Origin of the sequence: Roseovarius sp. (assembly GCF_027019125.1) — a bacterium.
Classification (GTDB): Bacteria; Pseudomonadota; Alphaproteobacteria; order Rhodobacterales; family Rhodobacteraceae; genus Roseovarius.
Window position 1 is genome coordinate 131,934 of sequence record NZ_JALUXE010000024.1, and the last position, 21,004, is coordinate 152,937.

At 64.0% G+C, this 21,004-nt stretch carries 24 protein-coding genes; 9 read left to right on the forward strand and 15 right to left on the reverse strand.

All coding sequences use genetic code 11. From position 1 onward, the window contains the following. Positions 1-5 precede the first annotated feature (5 nt). Positions 6-869: a helix-turn-helix transcriptional regulator gene (locus tag MVC20_RS07960; protein ID WP_297540128.1), complete on the reverse strand. Its 864-nt coding sequence runs from the start codon at positions 867-869 to the stop codon at positions 6-8. 108 nt (positions 870-977) lie between these two features. Here MVC20_RS07960 and MVC20_RS07965 point away from each other — a divergent pair, with 108 nt between their 5' ends. Then, positions 978-1,943: a fatty acid desaturase gene (locus MVC20_RS07965; RefSeq protein ID WP_297540130.1), complete on the forward strand. Its 966-nt coding sequence runs from the start codon at positions 978-980 to the stop codon at positions 1,941-1,943. A gap of 12 nt (positions 1,944-1,955) precedes the next feature. Here MVC20_RS07965 and MVC20_RS07970 read toward each other — a convergent pair whose 3' ends face one another. Further along, the gene (locus tag MVC20_RS07970) at positions 1,956-3,368 is read right to left on the reverse strand and encodes an FAD-binding oxidoreductase (RefSeq protein ID WP_297540132.1); all 1,413 of its coding nucleotides are present in this window, start codon (positions 3,366-3,368) and stop codon (positions 1,956-1,958) included. A gap of 126 nt (positions 3,369-3,494) precedes the next feature. Here MVC20_RS07970 and MVC20_RS07975 point away from each other — a divergent pair, with 126 nt between their 5' ends. From MVC20_RS07975 to MVC20_RS07985, 3 genes are read left to right on the forward strand one after another with little or no spacing between them, the layout of a single operon-like run. Beyond that, positions 3,495-3,947 (forward strand): DUF3429 domain-containing protein, encoded by a 453-nt coding sequence (locus MVC20_RS07975; RefSeq protein WP_297540134.1) that lies wholly within the window; start codon positions 3,495-3,497, stop codon positions 3,945-3,947. Beyond that, positions 3,947-4,414, forward strand: a complete 468-nt coding sequence (rnhA, locus tag MVC20_RS07980) for a ribonuclease HI (RefSeq protein WP_297540136.1) — start codon at positions 3,947-3,949, stop codon at positions 4,412-4,414. The genes MVC20_RS07975 and rnhA overlap by 1 nt, the downstream gene beginning before the upstream one ends. Next, on the forward strand, positions 4,411-5,034 hold the full coding sequence (locus MVC20_RS07985) for a trimeric intracellular cation channel family protein (protein ID WP_297540138.1): 624 nt from the start codon (positions 4,411-4,413) through the stop codon (positions 5,032-5,034). The genes rnhA and MVC20_RS07985 overlap by 4 nt, the downstream gene beginning before the upstream one ends. 3 nt (positions 5,035-5,037) lie before the next feature. On the opposite strand, the gene MVC20_RS07990 is transcribed toward MVC20_RS07985, so the two are convergent. From MVC20_RS07990 to def (MVC20_RS08010), 5 genes are read right to left on the reverse strand one after another with little or no spacing between them, the layout of a single operon-like run. Further along, positions 5,038-5,277, reverse strand: coding sequence for a GlsB/YeaQ/YmgE family stress response membrane protein (locus MVC20_RS07990; protein ID WP_297540140.1), 240 nt, complete (start codon positions 5,275-5,277; stop codon positions 5,038-5,040). Positions 5,278-5,280: 3 nt separating this feature from the next. Next, a complete protein-coding gene (locus MVC20_RS07995; protein ID WP_297540204.1) occupies positions 5,281-5,523 on the reverse strand; it encodes a hypothetical protein in 243 nt (80 codons plus the stop codon). Between the two features lie 4 nt (positions 5,524-5,527). Next, positions 5,528-6,436 carry a methionyl-tRNA formyltransferase gene (gene fmt, locus MVC20_RS08000; protein ID WP_297540142.1) on the reverse strand — a complete coding sequence of 303 codons (909 nt, stop codon included), beginning with the start codon at positions 6,434-6,436 and terminating at the stop codon, positions 5,528-5,530. Between the two features lie 58 nt (positions 6,437-6,494). Continuing rightward, the gene (gene def / locus MVC20_RS08005; RefSeq protein WP_297540145.1) at positions 6,495-6,989 is read right to left on the reverse strand and encodes a peptide deformylase; all 495 of its coding nucleotides are present in this window, start codon (positions 6,987-6,989) and stop codon (positions 6,495-6,497) included. A 3-nt stretch (positions 6,990-6,992) separates the two neighbouring features. Further along, a complete protein-coding gene (def, locus tag MVC20_RS08010) occupies positions 6,993-7,511 on the reverse strand; it encodes a peptide deformylase (RefSeq protein WP_037273733.1) in 519 nt (172 codons plus the stop codon). 98 nt (positions 7,512-7,609) lie between these two features. Here def (MVC20_RS08010) and MVC20_RS08015 point away from each other — a divergent pair, with 98 nt between their 5' ends. The 3 genes from MVC20_RS08015 to MVC20_RS08025 all read left to right on the forward strand — a co-directional run bounded on the left by MVC20_RS08015 (position 7,610) and on the right by MVC20_RS08025 (position 10,972). Then, entirely contained in the window at positions 7,610-8,782 is a 1,173-nt protein-coding gene (locus tag MVC20_RS08015; protein ID WP_297540147.1) for an aminotransferase class I/II-fold pyridoxal phosphate-dependent enzyme, read from the forward strand. A gap of 22 nt (positions 8,783-8,804) precedes the next feature. After that, positions 8,805-9,818: an NAD-dependent epimerase/dehydratase family protein gene (locus MVC20_RS08020; RefSeq protein WP_297540149.1), complete on the forward strand. Its 1,014-nt coding sequence runs from the start codon at positions 8,805-8,807 to the stop codon at positions 9,816-9,818. Positions 9,819-9,928: 110 nt separating this feature from the next. Continuing rightward, positions 9,929-10,972 carry a patatin-like phospholipase family protein gene (locus tag MVC20_RS08025; RefSeq protein WP_297540151.1) on the forward strand — a complete coding sequence of 348 codons (1,044 nt, stop codon included), beginning with the start codon at positions 9,929-9,931 and terminating at the stop codon, positions 10,970-10,972. 19 nt (positions 10,973-10,991) lie between these two features. On the opposite strand, the gene MVC20_RS08030 is transcribed toward MVC20_RS08025, so the two are convergent. Genes MVC20_RS08030 through denD form a run of 8 tightly spaced genes read right to left on the reverse strand, consistent with a single transcriptional unit; the run spans position 10,992 to position 18,379 of the window. After that, positions 10,992-11,759 (reverse strand): TIM barrel protein, encoded by a 768-nt coding sequence (locus MVC20_RS08030; RefSeq protein ID WP_297540153.1) that lies wholly within the window; start codon positions 11,757-11,759, stop codon positions 10,992-10,994. After that, entirely contained in the window at positions 11,759-12,403 is a 645-nt protein-coding gene (otnC, locus tag MVC20_RS08035) for a 3-oxo-tetronate 4-phosphate decarboxylase (RefSeq protein WP_297540155.1), read from the reverse strand. The genes MVC20_RS08030 and otnC overlap by 1 nt, the downstream gene beginning before the upstream one ends. After that, positions 12,396-13,640, reverse strand: a complete 1,245-nt coding sequence (otnK, locus tag MVC20_RS08040; protein WP_297540157.1) for a 3-oxo-tetronate kinase — start codon at positions 13,638-13,640, stop codon at positions 12,396-12,398. The genes otnC and otnK overlap by 8 nt, the downstream gene beginning before the upstream one ends. After that, on the reverse strand, positions 13,640-14,530 hold the full coding sequence (gene ltnD / locus MVC20_RS08045; protein ID WP_297540159.1) for an L-threonate dehydrogenase: 891 nt from the start codon (positions 14,528-14,530) through the stop codon (positions 13,640-13,642). Before ltnD ends, otnK begins: the two co-directional genes overlap by 1 nt. Then, complete coding sequence (locus tag MVC20_RS08050) at positions 14,527-15,813, reverse strand: TRAP transporter large permease (protein ID WP_297540162.1); 1,287 nt, start codon at positions 15,811-15,813, stop codon at positions 14,527-14,529. The genes ltnD and MVC20_RS08050 overlap by 4 nt, the downstream gene beginning before the upstream one ends. After that, positions 15,810-16,310 (reverse strand): TRAP transporter small permease, encoded by a 501-nt coding sequence (locus MVC20_RS08055; protein WP_297540164.1) that lies wholly within the window; start codon positions 16,308-16,310, stop codon positions 15,810-15,812. The genes MVC20_RS08050 and MVC20_RS08055 overlap by 4 nt, the downstream gene beginning before the upstream one ends. A 60-nt stretch (positions 16,311-16,370) precedes the next feature. Beyond that, positions 16,371-17,339, reverse strand: coding sequence for a TRAP transporter substrate-binding protein (locus tag MVC20_RS08060; protein ID WP_297540166.1), 969 nt, complete (start codon positions 17,337-17,339; stop codon positions 16,371-16,373). Positions 17,340-17,395: 56 nt separating this feature from the next. After that, positions 17,396-18,379 (reverse strand): D-erythronate dehydrogenase, encoded by a 984-nt coding sequence (gene denD / locus MVC20_RS08065; protein ID WP_297540168.1) that lies wholly within the window; start codon positions 18,377-18,379, stop codon positions 17,396-17,398. Positions 18,380-18,584: 205 nt separating this feature from the next. Between denD and MVC20_RS08070 the strand changes: the two genes are divergently transcribed. Then, the gene (locus MVC20_RS08070; RefSeq protein ID WP_297540170.1) at positions 18,585-19,610 is read left to right on the forward strand and encodes a LacI family DNA-binding transcriptional regulator; all 1,026 of its coding nucleotides are present in this window, start codon (positions 18,585-18,587) and stop codon (positions 19,608-19,610) included. Between the two features lie 64 nt (positions 19,611-19,674). Continuing rightward, positions 19,675-20,997: an AarF/ABC1/UbiB kinase family protein gene (locus tag MVC20_RS08075; protein ID WP_297540172.1), complete on the forward strand. Its 1,323-nt coding sequence runs from the start codon at positions 19,675-19,677 to the stop codon at positions 20,995-20,997. Positions 20,998-21,004: the final 7 nt, after the last annotated feature.

Genomic DNA, 21,004 nt, shown 5'->3' on the forward strand with positions numbered 1-21,004 from the left:
CGGCCTCAGCGCACGCATGCATCGCGCAAGTCGCGCAAATGCTCCGGGATGGCCCGCGCCGTCACGCCCGCCTCGCGCACCAGCCCGTCGAAATGCAGCGTCATCGCCTGAATCCGCTCGGTGTCGCGAAACACCATGTAATTGCGCCCCAGATAGAGCACCGACAAGAGCGGCCCAAAGATGGTGATCGGCGCCGAATAGACCCGCCGCGCATCAAAGAGATAGAGCCGCAGACGCGGATAAAGCTGCGTTGTGGTGGCGATCAGATGATCCAACTGCGCCCGCCTGAGGCCTGCGGACAATCCGCGATAATAGCCCTCGCCCCGCGCGAAACTCTCGATCTCATAGAGCGGCAAGGCGATCTCGTAATCCGACCGCGCCGCCCGCATCCAGGCCATGCGATCCTCGGACGCCCCGATCGCCTGATCGGTCGAGCGGCCCAGATGTGGCGCATATTCCCATTCCAGCATTGCGCGGGTCTTGAGCATATCCGGCAAGGCGGCCGGCACATGGCGGATCTTGTAGCCCGCCGCCTCCTTGTGCCAGGCGAAAATCTGTTCATCCACCAAGGCGCGCGGCGCCTCGGTCAGCGAGAGTGTGTTGGCCAACATGTCTGCGGCCGTCTCGGGCCGGTCGGTCAACCCCAAGAGCCAGTCAGCCGACACCCCCAAGGCCGAGGCACATTCCCCCACCACCTGCGCATTGGGCAACCGCGCGGCATCGCCCTTGAGCAGTTGCGACACGGTCGAGCGATCCACGCCGATGGTCCGCGCCAGAACGCTCTGATTGCTGCCGCGCAGGCGCATCGCCTCGGCCAGCCGGGTGCGGAACAGGGTTGCGCGCAGACGTTTGTCGATATTTTTTATCATTTGGTGATTTTTATCACAAATGCGGAGAAATGTTAACCATTTCCGAAATGGCGTCCTCAGGAAATCGAAACGAATGTCGCGCCATATTACGTATCAAAAGGACCTTGAATGCGCCCCCATTCGCAAGCCGCAGCCCCCACCGGAACCGCCGGACTACCGCCCAAGACGCGGCAGGATGCCCGCGTGGAATGGCCCACGCTCGGGCTCTTGGCGCTCTGCTACGGCTTATGGATCTTTGGCACGACCGCGGCCTCGGTTCTGGCGCTTCCTCTGGGCATCGTCGTGACTGCCCTTGCCATAGCGCTCCATTCGTCGCTCTGTCACGAGGCGCTGCATGGCCACCCTTTCCGTTCCCGTCTCCTGAATGAAACGCTGGTCTTTCCCTGCCTTTGCCTCGTGATCCCCTATGTTCGTTTCCGGGATACTCACCTTGCGCATCACCGCGAGGAATATCTCACCGACCCCTATGACGACCCCGAGGCAAACTACCTGGATCCCGCCGTCTGGGCGCGGTTGCCACGTTCGGTGCGGCTGGTCCTGCGGCTCAACAACACGCTGGCGGGGCGTATGCTGATCGGCCCGCTGGTGGCGCAGGTCATGTTTCTGCATAGCGATTGGCAGGCGATCCGGGCGGGCGACCGCGCCGTACGCAAGGCCTGGCTCTGGCATGTTCCGGCGGTGGCGCTGGTGTTTGTCTGGCTCTGGTTCGCGCCGATGCCGGTCTGGGCCTATCTTCTGGCGGTCTGGCTTGGCCTGGCGGTGCTGAAAATCCGCACTTTTCTGGAGCATCGCGCCCATGAGCGCGCCAGTGGCCGCACCGTGGTGATCGAGGATCGCGGCCCGCTGGCATTGCTGTTCCTCAACAACAACCTGCATGTGGTGCATCACATGCACCCCGAGGTGCCATGGTATCAGTTGCCCGCCCTCTATGCGGCGCGGCGCGATCATTACCTGCGCCGCAACGATGGCTATGTCTATCGCTCCTATGCGGAAATCTTCCGCGCCCATCTCTGGCGCGCCAAGGACCCGGTGCCGCACCCTCTCTGGCAAGGGCGGTCTCACGGCGACGCATAACGGGGCCGGGCTCTACCCCCGCAGCACCGCGCCTGGATTCATGATCCCCAGAGGGTCAAGCGCCGCCTTGATCGCGCGCATCGCGTCCAGCTTTACCGGATCGCCATAGCGCTCCAGGTCTTCGACCTTGAGCCGCCCGATACCATGTTCGGCGCTGACAGACCCGCCCATCTCATGCACCAGATCATGCACCGCGCGCTTGATCGCGTCGCGTTCGGCCACGTGATCCGCACGGCTGCGCCCCGGCATGGGAAAGACGTTGTAATGCAGGTTGCCATCGCCCAGATGCCCGAAACAGTTGATCCGGAACGCCCCGATCCGGGCAATCACTTCGGCGCCTTTTGCGATGAAATCCGGGATCTCTGACATCGGCAGCGAAATATCATGTGAACTGATCGACCCGATACGGCGGTTCGCCTCGGGAATTTGCTCGCGCACCTCCCAGAACTGATGGCGCTGCGTCTCGGATTGCGCAACGATCCCATCGCTGACCAGCCCCGCCTCGAATGCCTCGGCGAACAGCCCCTCGAGCGCCAAGGCCGGATCAAGCCCACGGGCCAGCCCCACATCAATCAGCACGAACCATTCCGGCATCTCGGCAAAGGGCTGGCGGATGTCGGGCAAGGTCTCGGCCAGAAACTCCAGCCCGGCCCGATGCATGATCTCGAATGCGCTCACCCCCTCGCCCACCCGGTCGCGCGCCAGTGCCAAGAGGTCAAGCGCGGCGCGCGGGCTGTCCACCACCATGAGCGCCGTGCCCTCGCCCGCGGGGCGCGGAGACAGCTTGAGCGCTGCGGCGGTGATCACCCCGAGCGTGCCCTCGGAGCCGATCAGGAGATTACGCAGATCATAGCCGGTGTTGTCCTTGCGCAGGCGTTTGAGGCCATGCCAGATGCGCCCGTCGGGCATGACCGCCTCAAGCCCCAGACAGAGATCGCGCGCATTGCCGTAGCGCAACACGTTTACGCCGCCCGCATTGGTGGCAAGGTTTCCGCCAATCCGCGCCGATCCCTTGGCAGCGATGCTGAGAGGAAAGAGCCGGTCCACCTTGGCGGCGGCCTCGTGAATATCCTGCAGGATCGCCCCCGCCTCGACCACGATCACATTCTCGGACGGATAAATGCCCCGCACCGCGCGCATCCGCTCAAGGCTCAGGATCACGGGGCGCGGCCCCTCGGGCGCGATTTGCCCGCCGACAAGCCCCGTGCCCCCGCCATAGGGCACCACCGGCACCCGCGCCGCGGCGCAAGCGCGCACGATCTCGGCCACCTCTTCGGTGTTGCCAGGGGCCAGAACCACGCCCTGCCCCTGCCAGCGGCCGCGCGGTTCCTCGAAATATCCGGGGGTTGCCTCGCGAAACGTGGGCGCGGGCAGGCGCGCGCGCAGCGCGTCGATGAATGCGGGGGTGGCTGGGATCAGGCTCATGCGATTTACCTATCACGTTGCCTGTAGCGGTCCAGCCCTTTGTGATCCGAAAGGAGGCAGCTTGCCACGCTGAAATCGGCGGCTTTCCCCTTGCCTCTGGCCGCCCCTCGGGCCATTTTGCGCGCCATGCAGATGATCCCCCGCGCCCCCCTGTTTCTTGGCCTTGCCGGTCTCTTGCCCTTCCTTTGGGGGGCCCTGACCGTGTTTCTGCCCGACCTCGGCCTCTGGACCGCGCAGACCATCGGGCCGCGCTTTGCCGGGCCCTATGTGATGCTCTTTTACGGCGCGGTGATCCTGTCGTTCATGTCGGGCGTGCTCTGGGGGTTCGCCACGCGGGCGACGGGCACGATGGCGGGCGTCTGCTACGGCCTCTCGGTCATTCCGGCCCTCTGGGCGTTTTTCATGACCGGCGGCGGGCCGACCTCGGCGGGAATGAGCCTGATTTTCGGATTCGCGGGCCTTCTGGCGCTTGATTGGCAATTTTCACGATGGGGCCTGACACCGCCGTGGTGGATGGCGCTGCGGGTGCTTCTGACGGCGGTGGTGATCGGTTGTCTTGCCGTGGGGGTGCTGCTCTGATGCCCGCGCTCTTCGCCTATACCGACGGGGCCTGTTCCGGCAATCCGGGCCCGGGCGGCTGGGGCGTGCTGATGCGCGCCGTGGAGGGCGATACCGTGCTCAAAGAGCGAGAGCTTTCCGGGGGCGAGGCCGACACAACCAACAACCGGATGGAGCTTTGCGCCGCCATCGCCGCGCTCGAGGCGCTCTCGCGCCCCTCAGCCATCACGATTGTCACCGACAGCGCCTATGTCAAAAACGGCGTGACCGGCTGGATGCACGGATGGAAGCGCAACGGCTGGCGCACCGCCGACAAGAAGCCGGTCAAGAATGTCGAGCTATGGCAGCGTCTGGACGAGGCGCAAAAGCGCCACACCGTCACATGGGAATGGGTCAAGGGCCACGCAGGACACCCCGAAAACGAGCGCGCCGATGAATTGGCCCGCGCCGGCATGGCCCCGTTCAAGCCGGGCAAGGCCAAGGGATGAGCGCGCTCTTTCTCCTTGATTACGCCTCGGTCTTGATCTTTGCGCTGACCGGCGCGCTTGTGGCCTCGCGCCAGCAACTCGACATCGTTGGATTTGCCTTCATCGCCTGCCTGACGGCGGTGGGCGGCGGCACGCTGCGCGATGTGCTTCTGGATCGCAACCCGGTCTTTTGGCTGGGCAATCCGGATTATATCCTGATCGCCTGTGGCGCGGCACTCCTGGTATTTTTCACTGCCCATCTGGTCGAAAGCCGCTATCGTCTCCTGCTCTGGCTCGACAGTTTCGCGCTTGCCGTGGCGGTGCCCGCGGGGGTGAGTGCCGCGATGGTCATGGGGCAAAGCCCCGTGATCGTGGTGCTGATGGGAATGGTCACGGGTTGCATGGGCGGGCTCATGCGCGATGTCGTCTGCAACGAGGTGCCCTTGGTGCTGAAGCAGGGAGAGCTTTACGTGACCGCCGCCTTTGCCGGGGCGCTGGGTGCTGTTCTGGTGGCGACGCTCAGCGATGACCCGCTCGTCATCCTGGGCACCTGTGCGGCGCTGACATGGGCGTTGCGCGCGGGCTCGCTCGGCTTTGGCTGGCGGCTGCCGGTCTACCGCGCACGCCCGCCAAGAAACTAGCCGTCAGCGCCGTTCGCCGATCATCTTCCACAGCCAGACAAGCAGCATCGCGCCCAGAACCGCACCGACAAGCCCGCCAAGAAAGCCGGTGATCATCAGCACCATGCGAATGACCACCGCCCCGATCAACGTGCCCGCTATCCCGATCAGGATGGTGGGTACCACGCCCATCTCGACCCGCATCAGCCGCGTCGCCAGAAAGCCCGCTGCAATCCCCACGATCAAGAGCCCGACAATGCCCATGCCTTACCTCCCCTTGCGCCAATGGGTCGGCACGATGATCAGCGCCCCCACCGAGGACAGGATCGCATCAATCCCCGGCGCGCCAAAGCGAATGCCGAACATGATCCGGACAAAGTAAAACAGAAATGCACCGCCGATGCAGATGATGATCGACGGCAAATAGCCGTTGCGGGTAAAGCCGGTTTTCTCGCTCGCATAGCCGACGATGCCCGCGATCACCACCGTGCCAAAGAGTTGCATGAACATCGCGTCACCCCAGCTGCGTGCCACGCGGCAAGGGCATGCCGCGCAGAAACTCATCCACATCCTGCGCCGCGCGCCCGGCGCGTTGCAAGCGCAAAAGCCGCACCGCGCCAGTGCCGCATCCCACAGTCAGCGCCGCATCGAGCACGGCACCGGGCGCGCCCTGCCCCTCAGCCACAGCCGAGCGAAGCAGCTTGATCCGCTCGCCTCCGGCCTCGCACCACGCCCCCGGAAAGGGCGAAAGCCCCCGGATCAGCCGGTCCACCTCTGCGGCGGGGCGTGCCCAATCCACCCGCGCCTCGGATTTGTCGATCTTGGCGGCATAGGTCACGCCCGCCTCGGGTTGCGGCTCTGGCGTCAAGGCGTCGAGCCGCTCGAATGCCTCGACGATCAACCGCGCACCAAGGGCAGACAATCGGTCATGCAATTCCCCTGTGGTTTCCTGGGGGCCAATCGTCAGTGCCTCGCGCAGCAGAACCGGCCCGGTATCCAGCCCCGCCTCCATCTGCATGATGCACACGCCAGTCTCTGCATCCCCGGCCATGATGGCGCGATGAATGGGGGCGGCCCCCCGCCACCGGGGCAAGAGGCTGGCGTGGATATTCAGACAGCCACGCGCGGGCGCATCCAGCACCGCCTGCGGCAGAATGAGGCCATAGGCCACCACCACCGCCACATCGGCCTTGAGCGCTGCAAAATCCGCCTGCGCCACCTCATCTTTCAGACTGACCGGATGGCGCACCGGCAAGCCAAGCGCCTCGGCTCGCGCCTGGACCGGGCTGGGGCGGTCCTTTTTGCCACGCCCCGCAGGGCGCGGCGGCTGGCAGTAAACGGCTGCCACCTCATGCCCCGCTGTCACCAGCGCGTCGAGCACCGGCACCGAGAAATCGGGCGTTCCCATGAAGATCACTCGCATGCCCGCGCCTTTCATTGTTCCCAAAATATTCAAATCCGACGCCGCCCGCGGCACCGCCTCAGCCGATCTTGCGCGCGCGCCGCAAGAGCATGTCGCGTTTGACCTTGCTGAGGTGATCGAAATACATCCGCCCCTGCAAATGGTCGATCTGATGCTGCACACTTGTGGCCCAGAGACCGACAAAATCGCGCTCTTCGACCTCTCCTGCCGCGTTCAGAAACCGCACTGTCACGGCGCGCGGCCGCTCGATCACCGCAGAGACACCGGGCAAGCAGGGGCTCGCCTCGTCGTGAGGGCGCAATTGCACGCTGGAATGCAGAATTTCGGGATTGGCCATGCGCACCGCCTGTCCCCGTGCCGTGCTGGCATCGACCACCGCGAGGGCCTGCATCTCGCCCAGTTGCGTGGCGGCAAGCCCCACACCCGGCATCGCCTCCATGACCGCGATCATCTCGTCCCAGAGGGCGCGCGTTGCATCCGTGATCTCCGAGACTGGCGCGGCAGGCTGACGCAACCGTTTGTCAGGCCAGCGCAGACAGGGGCGCGGCACCACCGCTTAGCCCCGCGCCAATTCGCGCTTGAGCTTTTGCATGCGCCGGGTGATGAGCTGGCGCTTCATCGCCCCCAGATAGTCGATGAAAAGCTTGCCATCGAGATGGTCGATCTCATGTTGCACACAGGTAGCCCAAAGACCGCCGAACCCTTCCTTGTGCTCCACACCGTCAAGATCCAGCCACCGCACCTCGACCTCGGCTGGCCGCGTGACATCGGCGAACTGGTCGGGGATCGACAGGCAGCCTTCCTCATAGACGCTTTTCTCGTCGGAAAAGGCCGTGATTTCGGGGTTGAGCATCACGATGGGGCGCGGCGTGGCCCCTTCGTCCTTGACGCAATCCAGCACGATCAGCCGGTCCATAACCCCCACTTGCGGCGCGGCAAGGCCGATGCCCGGCGCGTCATACATGGTCTCGAGCATGTCCTGCGAGAGTTTGCGCAAGGCATCGGACACGTCCTTTACGGGCGTGCAGACCTTTCTCAGGCGCGGGTCGGGGTGGATCAGAATAGGCCGCTTCATGGCGGCTATTTAGGCGATGACCGGGGCTTCTGCAACGCCCCTTGCGCTTGGGCTGTGATCGTTTAGCCTGCGCCGCGATCACCACCCCGGAGAACCCCATGAATTTTGACGAGATCATCGACCGCCGCAATACGTTCAGCTCCAAATGGGACAACATGGAAGCATATGGCGGCGTTTCCCCTGACGTGGGCATCCCGATGTGGGTCGCGGATATGGACTTCCGGGCCGCGGATGTGTTGCAGGACGCCATGCGCAACCTGCTCGAGCGCGCCAATTACGGCTATTTCACCGGCGAGAACGAGATGAAGGAAGCCACCGCATGGTGGATGAAAGAGCGCCATGGCTGGACCGTCGATCCCGACCATATGAGCAGCACCGCCGGACTGGGTCATGCCATCGCCCTGATCCTTGAAACCTATACAAATCCCGGTGACGAGGTGATCATATTCTCGCCCGTCTACCACGAATTCGCCTACAAGATTAAACTGAACAAGCGTGTGGTGCACGAGGCTCCGCTTGTGATCCGCGACGGCGTCTATCACATGGATATGGACGCGCTCGAAGCGGGCTTGACCGGCAAAGAGCGGATGATGCTCATATCCTCGCCGCACAACCCCGCAGGCCGGATCTGGACACCGGAGGAACTGCGCCAGTTGGCCGAATTCTGCCGCTGCCACGATCTCTTCATGGTCTGCGACGAAATCCACCATGACCTCGTCTACCCCGGCCAGAGCTTCACCAGCTTTCTCAACGCGGCGCCCGACGCTGCGGGGTATTCCTTTATCCTTACGGCAGCGTCGAAAACCTTCAACACCGCTGGGGCCCGGCTTGGGACAGTCACCATCCCCAACGATCACCTGCGCCAACGGTTCCGCCAAGCGCTTTTGGAACATCAGACACAGCCCAACCTTCTCGGTGTCGAATTGACGCGGGCGGCCTATTCGCCGGGGGGCGCTGAATGGGTGGACGCGCTTGTCAGCTACATTGACCGCAATCACCGGCTGTTTCTCGACGGGATCGGCCAAATTCCGGCGCTGAAGGCGATGCCCATGCAATCGACCTATCTTGCATGGGTCAACTTTGCAGATACGGGCATGGAGATGTCCGAAGTGTTGCGCCGAATCCATGAAGATGCGCGCGTTGTTCCCTCGATCGGGACCGGGTTCGGCATCGGTGGCGAGAGCTTCCTTCGGTTCAACATAGGCACACCGCGCGCCCGTGTTGCCGAGGCGGTCGAGCGGCTGCAAACCGCGTTTGCCGATCTTCAATGACGTGCGCCGGGGCAAAGCGGGCATGACGCGGGTCTTCATCACCGGCACGGCCGGGTTCATCGGCTATCATCTGGCCGACCTGTTGCTGGATGAGGGCATGGTGGTGCATGGTCTCGACGGCATGACCGATTATTACGACGTCAGCCTGAAACAGCGCCGCCACCAGATGCTCCTGCAAAAGCCGGGGTTCACCGCGACTGAGGCCATGCTCGAGGATCAGGCGGCGGTGGATGCCGCCATCGACGCCTGCGCACCCGACATCATCGTGCATCTCGCGGCACAGGCGGGCGTGCGCTACAGCCTCGAGAATCCCCGCGCCTATATCGACGCCAATATCGTCGGCACCTTCACCGTGATGGAGGCGGCCAAGCGGCATGCGGTTCGCCATCTGCTCATGGCCTCCACCTCCTCTGTTTACGGTGCAAACACAGAGATGCCCTATGCCGAGACGATGAAGGCCGACAGCCCGATGACGATCTACGCCGCCACCAAGAAGGCGACCGAGGCAATGGGCCATGCCCATGCCCATCTGTGGAACCTGCCCACCACGATGTTTCGGTTCTTTACCGTCTATGGCCCCTGGGGCCGCCCCGACATGGCCTATTTCAAATTTGTCGAGGCGATTCTGGCAGGCCGCCCGATCGACATCTACAATCACGGCGAGATGTATCGCGACTTTACCTATGTGGGCGACCTGGTGCGCGGCATCCGCCTGTTGATGGACGCGCCCCCCGTGCGGCCCGATAGCCCCGAAAGCATCGCGCCCGGTGACAGCCTCTCACCCGTTGCCCCCTACCGGGTCGTCAACATCGGCAATTCCGACAAGGTGCGGCTTCTGGATTTCGTGGCCGCCATCGAAGAGGCGCTGGAACGCCCCGCCATCCGCAACATGATGGAGATGCAAAAAGGCGATGTGCCCGCCACCTGGGCGGACGCCCGCCTGCTCGAAAGATTGACCGGATACCGCCCGCAAACCAGCGTGCGCGACGGGATTGCCCAATTCGTGCGCTGGTATCGCGCCTATTATCAGGTCTGAGCGGGAATGTGATGCCAGAGGGCCGCAACAGCCATGGCGTCGGGCGACGTGCGCTGATAGCTTGCGGCTGAACCCAAGACACCCGCCGCAATGACGGAGGCAGCCCGCCCATGAGCAAGACCGGCAAACCGATCAATCTGGCGCTTCAGGGCGGCGGCGCGCATGGGGCCTTTAGCTGGGGCGTGCTGGATTACCTGCTCGAGGATGGTCGCCTGCGTATTGCCGGGGTGTCTGGCACTTCGGCCGGGGCAATGAACGCCGTGGCCTTGGCCGATGGCATGACCCGCGCCGGGGCCGACGGCGCTCGCGCGGCTCTGGACAACTTTTGGCGCGGCATGAGCGGCAGCGTCAAACACTCGCCCATGCAGCGCACGCCACTGGACCGGCTGACTGGCAACTGGGGGCTGGAGAACAACCCCTTTTACCATTTCATGAACGCGCTTACGGGCGTCGCCTCGCCCTATCAACTCAACCCGATGAACATCAATCCCCTGCGCGATCTGGTGGAAGAGAGCATTGATTTCGACATGGTGCGCAAATGCACGGCGTTCGAGCTCTTTGTCTCGGCCACCAATGTCGAGACGGGCCGGGTCAAGGTCTTTGCCCGTGAGGAACTGACAGCGGATATGGTGATGGCCTCGGCCTGTCTGCCTCAGCTCTATCAAGCGGTCGAGATCGACGGGGTGCCCTATTGGGATGGTGGTTATATGGGCAACCCTGCGCTCTTCCCTCTTTATGGCAAGACCGGCACCGACGACATCGTGGTCATCCAGATCAACCCGATCGAGCGCAAGGGCGCGCCGCGCTCGGCGCAGGACATCCAGAACAGGATGAACGAGATCAGCTTCAACGCCAGCCTGCTCAAGGAATTGCGCGCGATTGATTTCGTTGACCGGCTGATTTCACAGGGCAAGCTTTCGACCGATCACTATCGTCCGGTCAAGGTTCATCTGATCGAGAACGAAGCCGCGCTGAAACCTATGGGGGCGTCGTCCAAGATGAATGTCGAGTGGGCCTTTCTCACCCGGCTGCGCGACATCGGGCGCGACACGGCAGCGGCTTGGCTTGACGCCAATTACGACCGCATCGGCAAAGAAAGCACAGTTGACCTACGTGCGATGTTTCAAGGGATCGGGGCCGAACATCAGGGCTGAGGGGGGATCGCACGCTGTCTCAGCAGAACCGCGTCAGCCATCCCAAACTTGCCTCTGTGCCCGCCTCTCCGGGCCGGTATTCCGCCCCGAATGGCCGCTGCCAGCCGAGCGCCGCAAACTGCGGCAAGAGCCAGCGATAATCCACCTCGCCCTGGTCCGGCGCGCCGCGATCCGGCACGCCCGCGAATTGCACATGGCCGATGATGGGCTGATAGCGGGCGAAGCGGCGCAGCAGATCGCCCTCCATGATCTGCAGATGATAGCAGTCGAACATCATCCGCAAATTGTCCCGCCTGAGCGCCGCAATGACAGAGGCCGCATGGGCCGTTGACGACAGGTGATACGCGGGCACATCACGGGTATTGATCGGCTCGATCAGGATCGTCAGCCCCAAGGGCGCGGCCAGATCACAGGCATAGAGCAGATTGGCGCGAAATGCCGCCTCCGCCTCTGGCCCGCCATCGGTGCATCCTGCCATGACATGCACCGCGCCTGCACCAATGGCCTGCGCATAGTCCACCGCCTGCCGGATTGCCGCGCGCGCCTCTTCTTCGCGGCCCGGCAGGGCAGCCAGCCCGAAATCGCCCGCCCCCCTGTCGCCCGGCCAGGTGTTCAGCCCCAGCATCGGCAGGCCGGTTTCCTCGAGTGCGGCACGCACCTCGGGCGCGGCGAACTCATAGGGGAAATGGCACTCCACCGCCGCGAAACCTGTCCGCGCTGCCGCGCGAACGGCATCGGGCAAGGGCAGGTCGGCAAAGAGGAAGCCAAGATTGGCAGAAAAGCGCATCAGTCCCAATCCACCTCGAACTTGCGCACCACCCGCGCAATCTGCCCCGCATCCAAAGGCCGCGCCCCGGTGCCGCGCAAGATCAGCGCCAGCTTCGCGGTCTCTTCCAGTTCTTCCATCGCGAAAACAGCCGCCTCCAGATCCTTGCCCGCGACCACGGGGCCGTGATGGGCAAGCAACACCGAGGACCGCCGCCCCGCCAGCCCCCGGATCGCCTCGGCCATCGCCGCGTCACCGGGCACATAGAAAGGCAAGAGCGCCACCTTGCCGACCCGCATCACCGCATAGGCGGTGAGCGGCGGCACCGCGTTGTCAGGATCGGTATCGGGCAGAATCGAGAGGGCAACGGAATGGGTGGAATGCAGATGCACGACCGCCCCCGCGCTCTGCCGCGTCTCGTAAAACGCGGCATGCAGCGGCATTTCCTTGGTCGGGGGATCACCCGAAATCAGCCGCCCACCCGCATCAAACCGGCTGAGCCGCGCGGGATCAAGCCGCCCCATGCTGACGCCGGTCGGCGTGACCAACATCCCGCCATCCTCGGTCCGAACGGAAATATTGCCAGACGCTCCACCGGTCAGCCCCCGGTCGAACATCGACTTGGCCCAAAAGCACAGATCCTCACGCAGACGGCTTTCACTCATCGGACTGCTCCATCCTCTGCGCGGCTTCGACAAAGAAATCCGGCCCCCCGAAATTCCCCGATTTGAGGGCCACAACAAGATCATCGCCCGCGCGCATCACCGGCACGCCGGGCGCAATCTCTGGCCCGATCTCAAGCTGTGTCAGGCCCAGCCCCTCGACCACCGCGCCCGAGGTCTCACCACCCGCGCTGATCAGCCGCGTGACACCGCGCGCAACCAGCGCCCGCGCCAGTTTCGCAAAGAGCGTCTCGATCGCTGCCGCGACCGCCCCGGCCCCGAACTGCGCCTGATCCTGCGCCACGCGGGCGGGCTCAGCCGAGGAATAGATCATCGGAATCCCGACCTGCGCCAAGGCCCACTCCGCCAGATCCTCTGGTGCAACCCGGCCCGCCATAACGTCAGCCGCTGAGATTTCCCGCGCTGGATGCGAGGCCGCATGCCGCGCCACCTGTCCACGCGTGGCAACCGAGCAAGACCCCGAGAGAACCACCGCCGGGCCAGACTGTCCATGCCACGCGCCACCATGCCCCGCCAATTCCCCGCGGACCCGGAAATTTTCGGGCAGGCCCATGGCAATCCCGGATCCACCGGTGATCAGGGGCAAATCCGCCGCGGCATGACCCAAGGCCACCAGATCCGCGTCGTTGATCGCATCCGCGACGATCAAGCGATGCTCTTGCGCCGCCAGAGCCGCCCGGATCGCCCCCGGCCCTTGCCGCACGACCTCTGCGCCCAGATGACCAACCGGCCCCGCCACCTGCAACGCCAGCCAGCGGCGAATATCCGGATCGGTCATCGGGGTCAGCGGATGATGCTGCATCCCGCTCTCGCTCAAGAGCCGGTCATTCACAAATAGATGCCCCTGATAGACCGTCCGCCCCGCGCCCGGAAAGGCCGGGCAAACGATCACCTGCCGCGCGTCCAAGGCATCGGCCAAGGCCTCGGCCACCGGGCCGATATTGCCCTCGGGCGTTGAATCAAACGTAGAGCAATATTTGAACAGGAACTGCCGGCACCCCTGCGCGCGCAACCAGTCGAGCGCCGCCAGCGATTGCGCCACCGCCTCGGCCACCGGGATCGACCGGGACTTGAGTGCGACGACACCCGCCTCCACACCCGCCTCGGCGGGCGCTTTGGGCACACCCACATATTGCACCGATCGCATGCCCGCCTTGGTCAGCGTATTGGCCAGATCGCTCGACCCGGTGAAATCATCGCCGATACAGCCCAAGAGCATCAGTCGTCCCCCGGCAATCGCAAACCTGCGCGCGCGGCGATATGTTTGGTGATGGCCGCGTCATCGGCGCGTCCCAACCCCGCCGCAGAGGCCGCGCGATACTCGGTCAGCGCCGCCTCGACCAGCGGCAGGGACAGGGCCGCGCGCGCCGCAATATCGCTGACGATGCCCAGGTCCTTGGGCCAGATGTCTATGGCCGAACGCGGGGCATAATCCGCCTCGATCACATGCGGCGCGCGGTTCTCGAACATCCATGAATTGCCCGCCGACACCTTGATCACCTCCAACACACGGGCCAGATCAAGCCCTTGAGAGGTGGCAAAACACAGCGCCTCGCCCATTGCGGCGATATGCACACCTGCCAGCAACTGATTGACCGCCTTCATCGCCGATCCCGGCCCGGCGCAATCGCCCAAGCGGTGCACCGTTTCTGCCAGTGCCGCCAGCACCGCCTCGGCGCGCACGAATGCCTCGGCCCGGCCCGATGCCATCACCGAAAGCCGCCCCTCCGCCGCCTTGACAGCCCCGCCTGAAATGGGCGCATCGAGATAGAGCAGTCCGCGGCGGGCTGCCTCTTCCTCCATTTCGCGGGCAAATTCCGGCGCGACCGTGGCACAGCCCAGGATGACACCACCCGTCTGCACCCCCTCTGCCCAACCTTGCGCCCCAAAGAGCGCATTGCGCGTCTGTTCGGCATTGAGCACGACACAGACCAGCACCCCCGCCTTGGGCGATGCCCGGTCCAGCGCACGTCCCCCCGCCGCAACAAGCAACTCCCGACGCCCCGCGTCCGGATCATGGCCGTATGTCTCGAACCCGGCCCGCAGGGCGGATTGCGCCATGCCAAGGCCCATCGACCCCAGCCCCACGAAATGCACGATCTCTGTCATTGTCCCACCGAAAGAATGATCTGCATCGGCCAGAGCGTGATCGCCGGAATATAGGTGATCAGCATGAGCGCCCCGAACACGGTCAGCACGAACCAGAAAAGATGCGGGATGACCTTCTCAATCGAAAGATTGGCCACCGCGCAGGCCGCAAAGAGGTTGACGCCCAGCGGTGGCGTGATCATCCCCAGCGCCAGATTGACCACGAGGATCAGCCCGAAATGCACCGGATCAACCCCGTAGGAGACCGCAATCGGCGCCAATATCGGTGCCAGAACAAGGATCGCCGCCGAGGTTTCGATGAACATGCCCACGACCAGCAGCATCAGGTTCACGACCAGGAGAAACGCAAAGCGGCTCTCGAAAATGTCCTTGAACCAAGCCGCGATCTCATTGGGCAGACCCGAGCGCGTGATCAGGAACGAGAAAAGCGCCGCTGCCGCAATGATGAGCATGATCGCTGCCGTCGCCAGCACCGTCTTTTTCAGGATTACGGGCAGGTCCGCAAAGCGCAGTTCCCGGTAGAACACCATGCCCACGACCACGGCTGCGGCCACGGCAGCGGCGCTCGCCTCGGTCGGCGTGAAGACGCCCGAATAGATGCCGCCCAGGATCACCACCGGGACGATCAACGCAGGCAAGGCGGACCAGAGCGCCGGGCCCACCCGTGGCCGGTCGCGCCCATCCTCTAGCCCGATGCCCCGCACCCGGCAAAGGATCAGCACCAGCGCCATCAGCGACCCCGCCACCAAGAATCCCGGCCCGATACCCGCAAGGAACAACTGGCCAATCGATGTATCCGTAGAGACACCGTAGAGGATCAGCGGTATCGACGGCGGAATCAGCACGCCCAATTCGGCAGAGCTTGCCTGAACCGAGGCCGCCATGGGCGCCGGATAGCCATGTTTCACCATCGCCGGAATGAGGATCGCGCCAATCGCAAAGGTCGTGGCCACCGACGAGCCAGAGACCGAGGCGAACATCATGCAGGTCAGCACGCAGGAGGCGGCCAACCCGCCCTGGATGCCACCGACAATGGATTTTGCGAGTTCGACCAAACGATGCGAAATGCCGCCCGCAGACATCAGGTTGCCCGCCAGAATGAAGAGCGGAATTGCCATGAGCGGAAAACTATCGATGCCCGTAAACATGCGCTGCGCCACCAGCAGCAACGGCAGGCGCCCATTGGCCTCTATCCCGATCACCGAGGCAAGGCCAATCGCCACCGCAATCGGCACGCCAGCCAAAAAGAAGATCGCAAGGGATAGCGCCAGTGCCGCGTTCATTGCAAACCTGCCGAAAACGCAACCGCGCCTTTTTGGACCGCCCGCAGCGTGCAGCCCAGTATCGCCAAGAGGATAAACACCGACCCGACCGGCAGCGCCGCATAGACCCATGCGATCGAGATTTCCAGCGCCGCCAGCTTTTGCGACATGACCCGTTCGGTCATCGCCCAACCCTGCCAGAAGAGGATGCAGAAAAACACTGCCGACAGCCCCATCGACACAAGGTAAAGCGCAAAGCCAAGGCGCGGCGGCAAGATCTTTTGCACCACCTCAACCGCGATCATCGCCCCTTCGCGAAATGCCGGGGCCACGGCCAGAAACACGCACCAGATCATCGCCGAGCGGGTGATCACCTCGGACCATGTCGAGGGATGCCCAAAGACGAAACGCGTCGTCACCTGATAGAGCGCCAGACCCACCGCGATCAGCAAAAAGCCGATTGCCAGCCTCAGGGCCAGTTGCGTGGCCATGGCTTCGAGTTTCAGAAAGACTGTCATGCGCGCCCTGCCTTTAGCCCCGGCGCACCCTGTGCGCCGGGGTCCGGTTCCTGCCTTGGATCACTCGACGGCCTTGATCCGTTCGATCATATCGCCGCCGTATTGATCGGTGTAGACGGAATAAGACGCCTCTTCGGCCAATGCCGCAAACGGGGCCTTGTCGATGTCGGTGATCACCTCCATGCCGTTTTCGCGCAAGAGGGCAACACCCGCCTCTTCCAGTCGGTTGACCTCTGCACGCGTTGCCGCAGCACTGGCCTTGGCCGCCTCGGCAAACCAGCCGCGCTGCTCGTCGGTCAGACTATCGAGCAGGACCGGCGAGGCCAGAACCGCAGCCGGTGAATAGACGTGCCCGGTGAGCGAGACATATTTCTGGACCTCCCAGAATTTCGACGCTGTGATCACCGTGACCGGGTTTTCCTGCCCATCCACGACACCCTGTTGCAGCGCCGAGAAAAGCTCGGGGAAGGCCATCGGCGTGGGGGCCGCTCCCATGCCCTCGAATGCGGCCATATGCACCTTGTTTTCCATGGTCCGCAGCTTGAGTCCCGCCAGATCTTCGGGCGTGCGCACGGCGCGCTGCGAATTGGTCACATGGCGAAACCCGTTTTCGGACCAAGCGAGAGCCACGAGATTGTTCTTGCTGATCTCGTCGAGCAATTCCTGTCCGATCTCGCCATCCAGCACCTTGCGGGCGTGGTCATAGTCCCGGAAGAGGAACGGCAGATCGAGCGCATAGACCTGCGGCACGAAATTGCCCAAGGGTCCCGTCGAGGTGATGACCACGTCGAGCGATCCGATCTGCAGCCCCTCGATCATGTCCCGCTCGCCGCCCAACTGCCCGGCCGGGGCCTGCTCTCCGGTAAAGGTGCCACCGGACAATTCAGTCAGCGTGTCGATAAAGGCCTGCGCCCCCACCCCGTAATGCGACGTGGGCGACAGCGCATGCCCCACCACGATATTCTGTTGCGCTTCGGCTGCGGTGGCCAAACCCAGCGCGGCAAGCGCACCCAATGCAAAATATTTCATGTGATCCTCCTCCTTGTTGACTGTTAGTTCCGTCGTCCGGGGCCTCCCGCACCCCGTTAGCACATCGTCAAACCATCCATATATTCGCGCACGATCTCTGCAAAATCCTGATTGGGCGCAAATCCCAGCGCCTCGGCGCGCGGCGTAATGATCTGGCCCGGCCATGTGGTCACGATCCGCTCGATGGCCGCATCTGGCCGCTCTGTCACCCGCGCCGCCACCTCGGACCCCGCCACCGTTTCCAGCGTCGTCAGCATTGCGCCCACCGTCACCGAAATTCCCGGCAAGGTTACGGTGGTTTCCAGACCCAGATCGGACTGCGCCAGACCGATGGCGGTCAGCGTATACTCGAGCGCCTTGGCAGGCGAGGCCAGATGCATCCGAAGATCGCGCCCCACCGGCAAATCCGCCGCCATCCCCGCCAGAGGCTCGCGGATGATTCCGCTGGCAAAGCCCGAGGCCGCGCGATTGGGCTTGCCCGCCCGCACCGCAATGGTCGGATAGCGCAGTGCGCGCCCCTTGATATACCCCTTGCGGCTGGCATCGCGCACCAGCAGTTCGCCCATCAGCTTTTGCGTGCCGTAGGATGACAGGGGCGCGGGCAAGGTGTCTTCGGAAATCGTGTCATTGTCGGCGCAGGAAAACACCGCGACCGACGAGGAAAAGACAAGGACCGGCGGCTTGCGCAGGCTGCGGCAAGCGTCGATCAGGGCAATGGTGGATTGCAGGTTGACCGCCATGCCCAGCGCGTAATCTTCTTCCGCCTGCCCCGACACGACACCGGCCAGATGAATCACCAGTTCCGGCGCGTCCTCGACGATCCGCGCCAGTATCTCCGGGCGATCCAGCGGGCCCGGCACCGCATGCACCCGGCGGCAGGACTGCGCCAGATCATGCAACGGAGCCTCGGCAATATCGCTGGCAAGGATGGCCGCGATCCGCCGCTCTTGCCCATCCACGATCAGGCTGTCACGCTCCGACAGCGCGCGCACAACGCGCTGACCAATGAATCCCGCCGCTCCGGTAATCAGAATACGCACGCCAAATCCCCCTTGCTCCGGACTGAACCAAGTTATGACAGCGCTGTCAATATCGTTCTGCCCGAGGCCCCTCAAGGCAAGGTCAGGGCGTGAAAGCCCATGTTTCTGCGTTAGCGGATGTCGCGATCCCCTCATCCCTCGGCTTCGGACCCCTTCGCGTACAGATTTTCAATGACAGCGCCATCATTTTGCGCAATCTGGTACTATGAACCAAAACACCTCCGATCCCCCTTCTCGTCGTCCGACCCTCTCGCAGGTCGCCAAGGCCGCAGGTGTCAGCGAGATCACCGCCAGCCGTGCGCTGCGCGGTGGCAGCGCCGTCGCCAAGACCACCCGCCAAAAGGTCGAGCGTGCCGCGCAGGCCCTCAACTACGTGCCGAACCGTCTTGCCGGAACGCTCGCCGGCGGGGCCTCGCGTCAGGTGGCGGTGATCCTGCCCTCGCTCTCCAATATCGTCTTTGCCGATGTGCTCAAGGGGCTGGAAAACCGGCTCGAGGATGATGGCTATCATCCGATCCTCGGTATTTCGCATTATGACGCCACTCGCGAAGAACACCTCCTGCACGATCTTCTGTCGTGGCGGCCTGCGGGCCTCGTGCTGGCCCCGACGTCTGGCAGTGCGGCCACGCGCGCATTGTTGCAGGCTGCCGAACTGCCGGTGGTCGAGGTGATGGACACCGATCCCGACGCCGCCGACATGGCCGTCGGCTTTTCGCACCGCGCCGCGGGCCGCGCCATGGCGCATTATCTCATCGGGCGCGGCTATCGCCGGATGGCCTATATTGGCCATGACATCGCCACCGATTTCCGCGCCCTTGCGCGACTCGACGGTTTCAAGGACGGGTTGACCGACGCAGGCCTTTCCCTGTCCGACACGCTGATTCTGGATGGCCCCTCCTCGGTTCCGTTGGGGCGGGAAGGGTTGGCACGGCTGCTGGACCGCACCACGCAATGGCCCGAGGCGGTTTTCTTTTCCAATGACGATATGGCCGTGGGCGGGGTCTTCCATTGCCAGACCGCCGGTCTCTCGCTGCCCCATGACATCGCCCTTGCGGGGTTCAACGGGCTAAGCATCGGGCAGGCGCTGCCCACACCGCTGACCACCATCGCCTCGAACCGGGAACGCATCGGCTTTGTCGCCGCTGACCTTATCCTGCGCCGTCTCAAGGGGGAACGCCCGCCCCGTATCACGCAGATCGACTTTCGTCTTGTCCCCGGCTCCACGGCCTGAGGCTGGCAATCGCGCAGGCGCGCCCCATCTTGCCCCTCACCAACACGCAGCAGAGGCAGGCGGCATGAGCGATCCGACAGACCAGACCAGAACCGCCCCCGTGCCCGGCCACCGCCTTGGCCGCATGCTGCGCTTGGGCGGGATGACCACGGGCATCATGGGCGACATGGTCGCCGGTGGCCTGCGCCAGATGGCCCAAGGCCAGCGTCCGCACCTGCCCGGTCTGCTGCTGACCCCCGCCACCGCGCGGCGCGTAACCCGTGATCTGGGCCAGATGCGCGGGGCGGCGATGAAACTTGGGCAGATGCTGTCGATGGATACGGGCCTTGTCCTGCCGCCCGAGATGACCGCGATCATGGCCGCCCTGCGCGCCGAAGCGCCGCATATGCCGCCCAAGCAATTGCAATCGGTGCTCAATGCCGCCTGGGGCAGCGGATGGTATGGGCGCTTCAAACGCTTTGATCTGCGCCCCTTCGCCGCCGCCTCGATCGGGCAGGTGCACCGCGCGCAAACGCATGACGGCCGCGATCTGGCGATCAAGGTGCAATACCCCGGCGTGCGCGCCAGCATCGACAGCGACATCGACAATCTGGCGACCCTCCTGCGCGTGCCGGGCCTCATCCCACGCGACACGGACCTCGGCCCGATACTGCGCGAGGCCAAGGCGCAACTGCATCAAGAGGCGGATTATATCGCCGAGGCGCGCCACCTGAGCGCCTTTCGCCGCCTGCTCACCGGGTCAGAGGCGTTTCGCCTGCCCGCGTTGCATTCCGATCTCAGCACGCCCGAGGTGCTGGCCATGACCTATATCGACAGCCAGCCGATCGACACACTGACCGACGCGCCCCAAGACCTGCGCGATCATGTGGCGCAGAAACTGATCGACCTGACCTTGCAGGAACTCTTCGCGTTTGGCCTGATGCAGACCGATCCCAACCTGGCCAACTACCGCTTTGATCCTGCGACAGGACAAATCGTGCTCTTGGATTTCGGGGCGGCGATGGAGATTGACCCGTCCCTCACCTCTGATTTTCGCAACCTGCTGAACGCAGCTCTTGATCAGGACGGCGCACGCACGCGCGCTGCCATGCTACGCATCGGCTATTTCAGCCCGGCCACCGCGCCCCGCCATCAGGACCTCATCATGGATATGTTCGAAACGGCCATGGCGCCCCTGCGCCAGAGCACGCCCTATGATTTCGGCACCTCCGATATGGTCAAGACCCTGCGCGACATGGGGCTTGCCATGGGCTCCGAGCGGGAGCTGACCCATGTTCCGCCTCCCGCCACGCTGTTTCTGCACCGCAAGATCGGTGGAATTTACCTTTTGGCCAGCAAGTTGCGGGCGCGCGTTGCCCTGCGCCCGCTCTTGGAACGCTATCGCTGACCGGGCT

Coding starts and splice junctions, on each gene's coding strand:
- otnC (WP_297540155.1), bottom strand. CDS start 12,403: ATGAGTGAAAGCCGTCTGCGTGAGGATCTGTGCTTTTGGGCCAAGTCG.
- MVC20_RS08030 (WP_297540153.1), bottom strand. CDS start 11,759: ATGCGCTTTTCTGCCAATCTTGGCTTCCTCTTTGCCGACCTGCCCTTG.
- MVC20_RS07960 (WP_297540128.1), bottom strand. CDS start 869: ATGATAAAAAATATCGACAAACGTCTGCGCGCAACCCTGTTCCGCACC.
- def (WP_037273733.1), bottom strand. CDS start 7,511: ATGAAGCGGCCTATTCTGATCCACCCCGACCCGCGCCTGAGAAAGGTC.
- MVC20_RS08015 (WP_297540147.1), top strand. CDS start 7,610: ATGAATTTTGACGAGATCATCGACCGCCGCAATACGTTCAGCTCCAAA.
- rnhA (WP_297540136.1), top strand. CDS start 3,947: ATGCCCGCGCTCTTCGCCTATACCGACGGGGCCTGTTCCGGCAATCCG.
- MVC20_RS08020 (WP_297540149.1), top strand. CDS start 8,805: ATGACGCGGGTCTTCATCACCGGCACGGCCGGGTTCATCGGCTATCAT.
- MVC20_RS08050 (WP_297540162.1), bottom strand. CDS start 15,813: ATGAACGCGGCACTGGCGCTATCCCTTGCGATCTTCTTTTTGGCTGGC.
- MVC20_RS07995 (WP_297540204.1), bottom strand. CDS start 5,523: ATGTTCATGCAACTCTTTGGCACGGTGGTGATCGCGGGCATCGTCGGC.
- MVC20_RS07975 (WP_297540134.1), top strand. CDS start 3,495: ATGCAGATGATCCCCCGCGCCCCCCTGTTTCTTGGCCTTGCCGGTCTC.
- MVC20_RS08025 (WP_297540151.1), top strand. CDS start 9,929: ATGAGCAAGACCGGCAAACCGATCAATCTGGCGCTTCAGGGCGGCGGC.
- MVC20_RS07990 (WP_297540140.1), bottom strand. CDS start 5,277: ATGGGCATTGTCGGGCTCTTGATCGTGGGGATTGCAGCGGGCTTTCTG.
- ltnD (WP_297540159.1), bottom strand. CDS start 14,530: ATGACAGAGATCGTGCATTTCGTGGGGCTGGGGTCGATGGGCCTTGGC.
- MVC20_RS08070 (WP_297540170.1), top strand. CDS start 18,585: ATGAACCAAAACACCTCCGATCCCCCTTCTCGTCGTCCGACCCTCTCG.
- MVC20_RS07970 (WP_297540132.1), bottom strand. CDS start 3,368: ATGAGCCTGATCCCAGCCACCCCCGCATTCATCGACGCGCTGCGCGCG.
- MVC20_RS07965 (WP_297540130.1), top strand. CDS start 978: ATGCGCCCCCATTCGCAAGCCGCAGCCCCCACCGGAACCGCCGGACTA.
- MVC20_RS08060 (WP_297540166.1), bottom strand. CDS start 17,339: ATGAAATATTTTGCATTGGGTGCGCTTGCCGCGCTGGGTTTGGCCACC.
- MVC20_RS07985 (WP_297540138.1), top strand. CDS start 4,411: ATGAGCGCGCTCTTTCTCCTTGATTACGCCTCGGTCTTGATCTTTGCG.
- fmt (WP_297540142.1), bottom strand. CDS start 6,436: ATGCGAGTGATCTTCATGGGAACGCCCGATTTCTCGGTGCCGGTGCTC.
- MVC20_RS08075 (WP_297540172.1), top strand. CDS start 19,675: ATGAGCGATCCGACAGACCAGACCAGAACCGCCCCCGTGCCCGGCCAC.
- MVC20_RS08055 (WP_297540164.1), bottom strand. CDS start 16,310: ATGACAGTCTTTCTGAAACTCGAAGCCATGGCCACGCAACTGGCCCTG.
- otnK (WP_297540157.1), bottom strand. CDS start 13,640: ATGCTCTTGGGCTGTATCGGCGATGATTTCACCGGGTCGAGCGATCTG.